Annotated in this window: 13 protein-coding genes; all 13 read left to right on the forward strand. The window is 63.9% G+C overall.

The genetic code is table 11. From position 1 onward, the window contains the following. Window positions 1–483 carry a hypothetical protein gene (locus GF405_07470; GenBank protein ID MBD3367995.1) on the forward strand — a complete coding sequence of 161 codons (483 nt, stop codon included), beginning with the start codon at window positions 1–3 and terminating at the stop codon, window positions 481–483. A 59-nt stretch (window positions 484–542) separates the two neighbouring features. Beyond that, window positions 543–1481: a hypothetical protein gene (locus GF405_07475; GenBank protein ID MBD3367996.1), complete on the forward strand. Its 939-nt coding sequence runs from the start codon at window positions 543–545 to the stop codon at window positions 1479–1481. Between the two features lie 21 nt (window positions 1482–1502). Further along, window positions 1503–1916: an NADH-quinone oxidoreductase subunit NuoB gene (gene nuoB, locus GF405_07480; protein ID MBD3367997.1), complete on the forward strand. Its 414-nt coding sequence runs from the start codon at window positions 1503–1505 to the stop codon at window positions 1914–1916. 28 nt (window positions 1917–1944) lie between these two features. Further along, window positions 1945–2403, forward strand: coding sequence for a hypothetical protein (locus GF405_07485; GenBank protein ID MBD3367998.1), 459 nt, complete (start codon window positions 1945–1947; stop codon window positions 2401–2403). Next, entirely contained in the window at window positions 2400–3572 is a 1173-nt protein-coding gene (locus GF405_07490) for an NADH:ubiquinone oxidoreductase (GenBank protein MBD3367999.1), read from the forward strand. Before GF405_07485 ends, GF405_07490 begins: the two co-directional genes overlap by 4 nt. 18 nt (window positions 3573–3590) lie before the next feature. Further along, complete coding sequence (locus GF405_07495; protein MBD3368000.1) at window positions 3591–5492, forward strand: hypothetical protein; 1902 nt, start codon at window positions 3591–3593, stop codon at window positions 5490–5492. A 94-nt stretch (window positions 5493–5586) separates the two neighbouring features. Beyond that, window positions 5587–6144: a DUF4040 domain-containing protein gene (locus GF405_07500; GenBank protein ID MBD3368001.1), complete on the forward strand. Its 558-nt coding sequence runs from the start codon at window positions 5587–5589 to the stop codon at window positions 6142–6144. Further along, a complete protein-coding gene (locus GF405_07505; GenBank protein ID MBD3368002.1) occupies window positions 6141–6596 on the forward strand; it encodes a hypothetical protein in 456 nt (151 codons plus the stop codon). Before GF405_07500 ends, GF405_07505 begins: the two co-directional genes overlap by 4 nt. Beyond that, complete coding sequence (locus GF405_07510; GenBank protein MBD3368003.1) at window positions 6596–6940, forward strand: cation:proton antiporter; 345 nt, start codon at window positions 6596–6598, stop codon at window positions 6938–6940. Before GF405_07505 ends, GF405_07510 begins: the two co-directional genes overlap by 1 nt. A 3-nt stretch (window positions 6941–6943) precedes the next feature. After that, window positions 6944–8476, forward strand: a complete 1533-nt coding sequence (locus GF405_07515; GenBank protein MBD3368004.1) for an NADH/ubiquinone/plastoquinone (complex I) — start codon at window positions 6944–6946, stop codon at window positions 8474–8476. Window positions 8477–8491: 15 nt separating this feature from the next. Then, a complete protein-coding gene (locus tag GF405_07520; protein MBD3368005.1) occupies window positions 8492–8995 on the forward strand; it encodes a hypothetical protein in 504 nt (167 codons plus the stop codon). Further along, on the forward strand, window positions 8995–9249 hold the full coding sequence (locus tag GF405_07525) for a cation:proton antiporter (protein ID MBD3368006.1): 255 nt from the start codon (window positions 8995–8997) through the stop codon (window positions 9247–9249). The genes GF405_07520 and GF405_07525 overlap by 1 nt, the downstream gene beginning before the upstream one ends. Beyond that, window positions 9242–9381, forward strand: a 140-nt coding sequence (locus GF405_07530; GenBank protein ID MBD3368007.1) for a Na+/H+ antiporter subunit G, incomplete at its 3' end; no start/stop codon positions are given. The genes GF405_07525 and GF405_07530, both read left to right, overlap by 8 nt.

A 9381-nucleotide genomic window follows, 5' to 3' on the forward strand; every position in this document is an offset into this window, starting at 1 on the left:
ATGAACAAGAGGAACGTCCTGGACTACGGGCGATGCATCAGCTGCAAGAGCTGTCTGGCCGCCTGCTACTACTCGCACAACTTCCAGAACCAGCTCGAGGCGGCGTCGGTCCTCACGAACATCGTGCTGCAGATGAACTGCCGGCACTGCGAACAGCCGCTCTGTGAGGCCGCGTGCCCGCAGGAGGCGATCAAGCGCCGTGACGACGGGCTCGTCATCCGAAGCAACATCAAGTGTAGCGGGTGCCAGTCGTGCGCCCACGCCTGCCCGTTCGGCGCGATCGATCTCGTCAACACGCGGCACACCTTCGACAAGTGCGACCTCTGCTACTTCCGCACGCTCGACGGCAAGGACACGATGTGCGCCGGGACCTGCGTGTCCGGGGCGCGCACCTTCGAGGATATCAGCGACATCGAAGCCCAGCGCGGTCGTCCGATGCGCGGCGGTCGTACGGTCGAGAAGACGGTGAGACGGCGGAGGTAGACGTCCCGAGAAGCGACCGGACCGCGGCCTGACGGAACCGGAACGAGAGAGGGAACAGGATGGCATCGACACTCGGCATGGTTGTGAACTTCCTGATCTTCCCGGGGCTGGTGTTCACGGCCATCATCGGCCTTTTGACCACCTGGGTCGACAGGAAGGTCTCCGCCCGTGTGCAGTGGAGGGTGGGCCCTCCCTGGTATCAGCCCTTCGCCGACATGCTCAAGCTGATCGGGAAGGAGATCGTCATCCCCGAGGGCGCCAGGGCCACCGGGTTCCTGCTGGCGCCGCTGGCGGGCCTCGCGGCGGTGACGCTCGTATCGACGATGCTCTGGATGGCCAATCTCTACGGCACGAACTTCCTCGGCGACCTCATCGTCGTCATCTACCTCCTGACCATCCCCTCGCTCGGCATGATCATCGGCGCGTCGGCCTCGTCAAATCCGCTGGCCAGCGTCGGAGCGAGTCGGGAGATGAAGCTGATCCTGGCCTACGAGCTCCCGTTCGTCATAGCCATCTTCACGGCCGTGACGCACGTCGACCCGATGACGCTCCGTCTGGAGGGCATCGTCGCATCCCAGCAGGCATCGGGATCGGTCATCGCCAGCGCGTCGGGGATCATCGCTTTCATCGTTGCGATCCTCTGCGCCCAGGCGAAGCTGACCTACCCGCCGTTCGACATCCCCGAGGCCGAGACCGAGCTGATGGACGGCACGCACATGGAGTACTCGGGCGCAGCGCTCGCCGTCGTCAAACTGACGCAGGCGATGATGCTCTTCACGCTGCCCGTCCTCTTCATCACGATCTTCTGGGGCGGCGTCGACGTCACGGGGTGGGGTCTTCTCTGGACGATCCTCAAGTACGTCCTGATCGTGACGATCATCGTTCTCATCAAGAACACGAACCCGCGAGTGCGGATCGATCAGGCGGTCCGCTTCTTCTGGGGGCCGGTGACGGTCCTCGCGATCATCGGGATGATCCTGGCGCTTGTGGGGCTCTAGAACCTTCGACGGAGTGACGAGATGGGCGCAACGAAGTGGGGTCTGAAGAAATCGCTGTGGGTGTTCCACCTGAACGCAGGGGCCTGCAACAACTGCGACATTGAGGTCCTCGACTGCCTCTGCCCCAAGTTCGACGTGGAGCGCTTCGGCATCAAGCTGGTCGGGAGCGTCAAGCACGCGGACGTCCTTCTCGTATCGGGGATCGTCACCCGGAAGATCGCCCCGCAGGTCGTCGAGACCTACGAGCAGGCGCCGAAACCGGTCGTGGTCGTGGCGCTGGGCGCCTGCGGCTGCACCGGCGGCATCTTCAAGGACGGCAACAACTTCGCCGGCCCTGTCGACAAGCTGATACCGGTCGACGCCTACATCCCGGGCTGTCCGCCGAGGCCCGAGGCGATCATCGACGGCATCGTCAAGGTGTTGGGAACGCTGTAGAGAAACGACCGGGCGGGGGTCCGTCCGGATGAGCACCTTCCTTCGGGAGCATGAGATGAGCAAGCGCGTGATCGAGAACCTCAGGACGCAGTTCGGCGACCGGGTCGACGTCTACGAGCGCTCGGACCGCCGGTACTACGTCACGGTCTCGAACGAGGACTGGATACCGGTCACACGGCACATGTATGAAGAGGAGAGTGGGAGGTTGACGACGGCGTCGGGCTCGGACAAGCCGACGGGGGTGGAGCTCCTCTATCACTTTGCGATAGACCGGGACGGCTCGGTGGTGAACATCAGAACGCTCCTCTCGAAGCCGTTCCCCAAGATCGAGTCTCTCACCCCGTACTATCCCGCCGCCGACTTCATCGAGCGGGAGATATTCGATTTTCTCGGGGTCGAGTTCGTCGGGCATCCCGATCCGAGGAAGATCCTCTCCTCGCACGATCGGCCCGCCGACTTCCATCCGATGAGGAGAGACGAACAGTGAGCACAATCATACCGATCGGACCGTTTCACCCCGTGCTCGAGGAGCCGGAGTACATCACGCTGAACGTCGAGGGCGAGACCGTCGTCGGTGCCGACATCGATCTCGGTCGTGTCCATCGCGGGATGGAGCTTCTCGCGCAGGAGAAGACGTACGACCAGGACTGCTTCCTCGTGGAGCGCATCTGCGGCATCTGTTCCGCGTCGCACAGCTGGGCGACCTCCCTCGCCGTCGAGGACATCGCCGGCGTCGAGGTGCCCGACCGCGCCCGGTACCTCCGGACCATCGTTCACGAGCTCGAGCGGCTCCACAGCCACATGCTGTGGGTGGGTCTGGGAGGCCACATCATCGGCTACTGGACCGTCTACATGTGGGGCTGGAAGTACCGCGAGCCCATTCTCGACTGCCTCGAGGCCATCACGGGCAACCGGAACCACTACGCGTGGTACCGGCCGGGCGGCGTGCGCAGGGACGTGGCGGATGAGGTCTGGCCGATGGTGCTGAAGGCGATGGACGAGTTCGACGCGCAGGTCGACCTCCTGACGAACGCCATCCTCGACGACCCGGTCATCCTCGGGCGCCTGAAGGGCGTCGGCATCCTCACGAAGGAGGACGCCATTGCCTACGGAACCCTCGGGCCGACCGCCAGAGGCTCGGCCTTCGATGTGGACATCCGACGAGACGAGCCGTACGGCGCGTACTCCGAGGTCGACTGGGACGTCATCGTGCAGGACGGATGCGACTGTCTGGCGGTCGCCGTGGTCAGGCTGCTGGAGATGAAGGAAGCCGTCAAGATCATCAAGCAGTGCATCAACAAGCTCCCCGACGGTCCGATCGCGGCCGAGGTCCGAGAGGTCCCGAGGGGTGAGGGGATCGGCCACGTCGAGGCGCCGAGGGGCGAGTGCTTCCACTACATCCGTTCGAACGGTACCAACATGCCCGAGCGCCACAAGATGAGAGCTCCGACCTTCAACAACATCCCGTCGTTCCGTCCGAGAGTGAAGGGCGAGACGATCTCGGACGCGGTGCTCATCTTCGCCATCATCGACCCGTGCTACAGCTGTACGGAGCGGATGGCGGTCATGGACTCGCACGGCGAGCGGCTCCTGGACTACAAGGAGCTTCTCAGGCTCAGCCACCAGAAGACGGAAGAGATCCGGAAGCATCTCTAGAGGTCCGGGGGAAGCTCAATGCCACAGATTCTCTATCCCATCGTTGTGCCGGCGATCGCGGGAGGACTCTGCTTCCTCATCCCGAGACGCGTTCGGGTCGTCAGGGAGGCGATCGCGCTCGGAGCCCTGACGTGGGCCTTCGTCGAGGCCGTCCAGCTCTTCGGGGCCGGTGACATCGCCTACACGAAGGACTGGGTCACGCTCGGGAGCCTGACGGTCCAGTTCGACCTGCTCCTGAACCAGTTCAGCTCCTTCGTCATCCTCTTCATAGGGCTCTTCGGGCTCGGCGTGGGTCTCTACTCGATCGGCTGGATGAACTGGAAGAGCGACGAGATCGACGGCAGGCGCTTCTACGCGCTCCTCCTGTGGGCTGTGGCGGCGAGCGTGGGGGCGGCTCTCTCGAACAGCCTCCTTATATTGCTCATGTTCTGGGAGGCGCTGACCGCGGTCCTCTTCATGCTCGTCAACCTCGGCAAGGACAAGGACGAAGCGTCGGAGGGCGCGGGCAAGAGCTTCGTGCTGCTGGGCCTCTCGGATGCGGCGCTCTTCATAGGCGTCGCTTACATCTGGGCGCGATACGGTACGCTCTCGATGAACGAGCTCTCGATCTTCGTCGGCGACGCTCCGACCATCACCATCTACCTGCTCATGATGGTCGGCGCCATCACGAAGGCCGGCGCGATGCCGTTCCACACCTGGGTCCCGGCGATCGCCAAGGGCGCGCCGACCCCGGTGATGGCCATCCTGCCGGCGTCGATCGACAAGCTCCTCGGCATCTACCTGCTGGCGCGGCTCTCGCTCCACATTTTCTCGATCGGGCCCTCGATGTCGCTCGTTCTCATGATCATCGGAGCGGTCACCATCATCGGGGCCGTGATGATGGCGCTCGTCCAGCACGACCTGAAGGTGCTGCTCTCGTATCACGCGGTCAGCCAGGTCGGGTACATGGTGCTCGGCATCGGGACGGGCATTCCGATCGCCATCGCGGGCGGGCTCTTCCATATGCTCAACAACGCCATCTACAAGACCTGCCTCTTCCTGGGCGCCGGGTCGCTCGAGAAGCAGGCCGGGACGACGGAGATCGCCAAGCTCGGAGGCCTGGCGCGCGCGATGCCGATCACGTTCTTCGCGACCATGGTCTCAGCGCTCGCGATTTCGGGCATTCCGCCGATGAACGGGTTCGTCTCGAAATGGATGGTCTACACGGGGCTCGTCGAGCTCGGATCGAGGGGATTCCAGGGTTACTGGATCTTCCTGATCGCCGCGCTCTTCGGGAGCGCGCTGACCCTGGCCTCGTTCGTCAAGGTGCTCTACTCCGGCTTCCTCGGGCAGCGCCCGAGCAACCTGTCGTCGGTCAGGGAGGCGAACGCCTTCATGACCATCCCGATGGTCGTTCTCGCGCTCCTCTCGATCATCTTCGGCGTCTTCGCCGTCTACCCGATCAGCACCTACATCAACCCGATCGTCCACAACGTGGTCGGCGCGAGGGCCTCGGGGCAGGTCGACATCGGCCTCGGGTTCTGGGAGCCCACGACGGCGACAGGGCTCATCCTGCTCGGCCTCGTGATCGGCTTCCTCATCTATCTCGCCGGGCGCTTCACGAAGCGGCGCACGGGGCATGTCTTCATCGGGGGCACGACCCCGCCCGCCAACATGGACTCGATGCACGTCGCGGGCACGGGGTTCTACAATACGATCAAGGAGAACGCTGGACTCAGGGGCTTCTTCGCGAACGCGGAGCAGCGGGTGTTCGACGTCTACGAGGTCGGCGGACGGATCGGCAACGTCTTCGTTCAGGGACTCCGGTTCATCCACAACGGCATTCTGTCGACGTACCTCGCGTGGGCCGTCATCGGCCTCGGCGCGCTCGTGTTCGCGCTTCTGAGCATGCTCTTGAGAGAACTGGTCACCGGGCGCTAGGGCCCGCGCCGCGTAGAGGCGCTGTCGGACGGAGTCGACCGGCGGCGCGCACGGGTCCGACAGGACTTGCGCCGGACAGGCGAGAGAGGGATCCATGGAGAGCATCACACCACCGCTGTACGCGCTCCTCGTGTTCATGATCGTCGGCTCGATCATCGCGATCGAGACGAGGAACCTGTTGTCGGCGGTCATCTCGGTCAGCGCCGTCGGTTTCGCTCTGTCGGTCGCGTTCCTGTTCCTCGGGGCGCCCGACATCGCGATCACGCAGCTTGTCGTCGAGGTTCTCGTGCTGATCATCCTGATCCGAGGCACGATCCTGATCGACAACACGGCGATCGAGACACACCGCGACACACTGGCAGTCGTATCGTCGCTCATCTTCTTCGGCCTGCTGCTCGGTTTCGGGGCGATGATCTTCGCGTCCGAGGGGTTCCCGGCGTTCGGCGAGCCGCTGATGCGCGTATCGAAGGTCTACGTTCAGACCGGCCTTCCCGCGACCTACGCCGCGAACATCGTGACGTCGGTCATCCTGGACTTCAGGGCGTACGACACGATCGGTGAGGCGACGGTGCTCTTCACGTCGATCATCGGCGCGCTGGCGCTTCTGAGGCGCGACGGGAAGGTCACAAGGAGGGAGGTGGCGACGGCATGAAGGGGATGACCCTGATCGTCCGGACCATCACTGACTTCGTGGTCGGGTTCATTGTCGTCTTCGGGACGTACATCGTCCTCTACGGCCACCTGACGCCCGGCGGCGGCTTCGCGGGCGGCGTCATCATCGCGTGCGGCTTCATCCTCCTGATGCTGGCGCACGGCAAGGAGGTCGCGTTCTCGAAGCTCGGTGAGCACACGGCGCACTTCCTGGACTCGGCGGGAGCTCTGGTCTTCCTGCTTCTCGGCTGGGTCGGCATGACGGCGGGCTACTTCTTCATGAACACGCTGCCCAGAGGCGAGGCGTTCCGGCTCTTCTCTTCCGGCATGATCCTCCCGGCCAACATCGCCATCGCCTTCAAGGTGGGGAGCTCGCTCTTCCTGGCCTTCTCGGCGCTCGCCATCTTCAGGCGTCGTTCCTTCAGGGCTGTGATCGAGGAGGAACTGACATGATGGTCTACTTCCTGTGCCTGGTGCTCATGACGATGGGGCTCTACTGCCTCGTCGCCAAAAAGAACATCGTCAAGAAGGTCCTCGGCATCGTCATCATGGACTACGCCGTGAACCTCTACATCATCGTCGTCGGGTACAAGACGGGCGGGGTGGCGCCGGTGGTGGAGCCCGGCATGAGCGAGGGCGTGCTCGAGCGGTTCGTCGACCCGCTTCCCCAGGCGCTCGTTCTCACATCGATCGTCATCGGGCTCGGCGTTCTGGCCCTCATGGTCTCGATGTGCGTGCGGCTCTACGAGAAGCACGGCACGTTTGACATGTCCGCGATCAGCAAGCTGAGGGGATAACCGATGAACCTGGTGCCACTGTTTGTTGCGATCCCGCTCGGCATGGCCTTCCTCATCCCCCTTCTCGGGAGATGGTGGAAGACGAGCGGCGAGGTTCTGGCCACGGGCGGGACCGCGCTCCTCGGAATCATGTCGATCATGTCGATCGGGGCCCCCGCGGTCGTCCACCACATGGGAGGCTGGGCGCCGCCCGTCGGTATCGCGATGGTGTCGGACGGACTCTCCGTCCTGCTTCTCATCGCGATCAACGTGGTCGGCTTCCTGGCCGTGCTCTTCTCCCTGAAGTACATGAAGGCCTACACGGGGCTTCCCAAGTACTACTCGCTCTTCATGCTGATGGTGGCGGGGATGAACGGGGTGGTGCTCTCCGGGGACCTCTTCAACCTCTTCGTCTTCCTGGAGATCGCCTCGATCGCGTCGTACGCTCTCGTCGCGTTCGGCACCGACGCCGACGAGCTCGAGGCGGGATTCAAGTATCTCATCCTCGGCAGCGTGGCATCCGTCATGATTCTCTTTGCGGTCGGCACGGTCTACGCCGTGACGGGCTCGCTCAACATGGCCGACGTAGCGCGTGAGATCTCGCTCCGGTTCGGACGTGAGATGAACCCGGCGCTCCTTCTGGCCGCCGCGATGTTCATGATGGGCTTCTCGCTGAAGGCCGCCCTCGTGCCGTTCCACGCGTGGCTGCCCGACGCGCACCCGTCGGCCCCCGCGCCGATCTCGGCCATGCTCTCGGGCGTCGTGATCAAGAGCCTCGGCGTCTACGCGATGTGTCGCGTCTTCTTCCACGTCTTCGGGTTCTCGCCCGACCTGCCGGGCTCGCTCATCATCGCGAACGGGATGATCGCCTTCTCGGTGCTCTCGATCGTGGTCGGCGGTCTGCTCGCGATCGGACAGTGGGACTTCAAGCGGCTTCTGGCCTACAGCTCCATCGGACAGATCGGCTACGTGACCCTCGGACTGGGTGTCGGGGCCCGGGTGCTGGCGACCGGCGGCATGAGGTCGCTGGCCGCGCTCGCCATCCTCGGCGGACTCTTCCATCTCATCAACCACGCGGCGTTCAAGTCGCTCCTGTTCCTCTCGTCGGGCGCCATCCAGCACGCCACCGGCACGAGGGACATGAAACAGCTCGGCGGCGTCCGCGAGAAGATGCCGATCACGGGAGCCACGACCAACCTGGCCGCGCTCTCGATCGCCGGCGTGCCGCCGTTCTCCGGCTTCTGGAGCAAGCTGGTCATTCTCGTCGCGACGCTCCAGGCCGGTCACTACGCGGTCGGCGGGATCGCCATCGCCATGGCGTTCGTGACGCTCGCGTACTACGTGAAGGTACAGCGTGAGGTCATCTTCGGCGGGATCAAGAGCGCGGTCGAGAAGGCGCGCGAGGTCCCGGCCGTCATGTATGTTCCCCTCGTTGTTCTCGCCGTCGTCTGCGTCGGGTTCGGGCTTCTCTATCCGGTCGTCGGGTACCGGATCCTCGAGCCGGCCCGGGACGCACTTCTGAACGGCGCCGAGTACATCAAGCTGGTCCTCGGGTAGGGGGAAGGAGCATCGATGGATACCGTGAAGCGTAGGCTCCTCGATCTGGTCATCATCTTTGTCCTCTGGATGCTTCTGACCTGGTCGCTCGACTGGCAGGGCGTCGTCGTGGGCGCCGTGATCGCGCTTCTGTTCGCGATCATGCTCTCCGGGCTCCTGCCTCAGCGCGCGGAGCGGCTCTTCAGCCCGACCCGGTGGTTCTGGGGCATCCTGCACATGATCACGCTGGGCTTCTGGGTGATCGTCGCGAACTTCGACGTGCTCTACCGCGTGATCCACCCGAACCTCCCCATCAGGCCGGGCATCGTGAAGATCCGGACGACATTGAAGAGCGACGAGGCCAAGACGTTCCTTGCGAACTCGATCACACTGACGCCGGGCACGCTGACCGTGGACGTCATCGGTGACTGGCTCTACATCCACTGGATCAACGTGCACGAGGACCTCGAGGACACCGAGGCGATGACCCGCGATATCGCCGGACGGTTCGAGACGACCTTGAGGAGGGTTTTCGACTGATGATGACGTTCCTGCTCCTGCTCATTATCGGCTGCTTCCTGTGCCTCTTCAGGGTGGCGATGGGACCGACGCCGCCGGACCGCGCGGTGGCGATCGATACGATCGGTGTCATGGTGGTCGGGATCTGCGGCATCTTCGGCATTCTGACGGGCCAGGACTTCTACCTGAACGTTGCCATAGCGTGGGCGCTTCTTGCGTTCATAGGAACGCTCGCGCTTGCGAAGTACCTGGAGGGGAGGGGATTCGATGAGTAGCCAGAGCATCGCGGCGGTCATTCTCATATCCGTCGGCGTGTTCTTCGACCTCGTCGGCGCGCTCGGGCTTCTCAGGCTCCCGGATGTCTACAACAGGCTCCAGGCGGCGACCAAGTGCGTGACGCTGGGAAC

It is taken from the genome of Candidatus Effluviviaceae Genus V sp., assembly GCA_014728125.1.
Taxonomy (GTDB): Bacteria; Joyebacterota; Joyebacteria; order Joyebacterales; family Joyebacteraceae; genus WJMD01.

Excerpts from the sequence above, each read along its gene's own strand:
- GF405_07470 (MBD3367995.1), top strand. The coding sequence starts at position 1 with ATGAACAAGAGGAACGTCCTGGACTACGGGCGATGCATCAGCTGCAAG.
- GF405_07500 (MBD3368001.1), top strand. The coding sequence starts at position 5,587 with ATGGAGAGCATCACACCACCGCTGTACGCGCTCCTCGTGTTCATGATC.
- nuoB (MBD3367997.1), top strand. The coding sequence starts at position 1,503 with ATGGGCGCAACGAAGTGGGGTCTGAAGAAATCGCTGTGGGTGTTCCAC.
- GF405_07485 (MBD3367998.1), top strand. The coding sequence starts at position 1,945 with ATGAGCACCTTCCTTCGGGAGCATGAGATGAGCAAGCGCGTGATCGAG.
- GF405_07510 (MBD3368003.1), top strand. The coding sequence starts at position 6,596 with ATGGTCTACTTCCTGTGCCTGGTGCTCATGACGATGGGGCTCTACTGC.
- GF405_07520 (MBD3368005.1), top strand. The coding sequence starts at position 8,492 with ATGGATACCGTGAAGCGTAGGCTCCTCGATCTGGTCATCATCTTTGTC.
- GF405_07525 (MBD3368006.1), top strand. The coding sequence starts at position 8,995 with ATGATGACGTTCCTGCTCCTGCTCATTATCGGCTGCTTCCTGTGCCTC.
- GF405_07515 (MBD3368004.1), top strand. The coding sequence starts at position 6,944 with ATGAACCTGGTGCCACTGTTTGTTGCGATCCCGCTCGGCATGGCCTTC.
- GF405_07505 (MBD3368002.1), top strand. The coding sequence starts at position 6,141 with ATGAAGGGGATGACCCTGATCGTCCGGACCATCACTGACTTCGTGGTC.
- GF405_07475 (MBD3367996.1), top strand. The coding sequence starts at position 543 with ATGGCATCGACACTCGGCATGGTTGTGAACTTCCTGATCTTCCCGGGG.
- GF405_07495 (MBD3368000.1), top strand. The coding sequence starts at position 3,591 with ATGCCACAGATTCTCTATCCCATCGTTGTGCCGGCGATCGCGGGAGGA.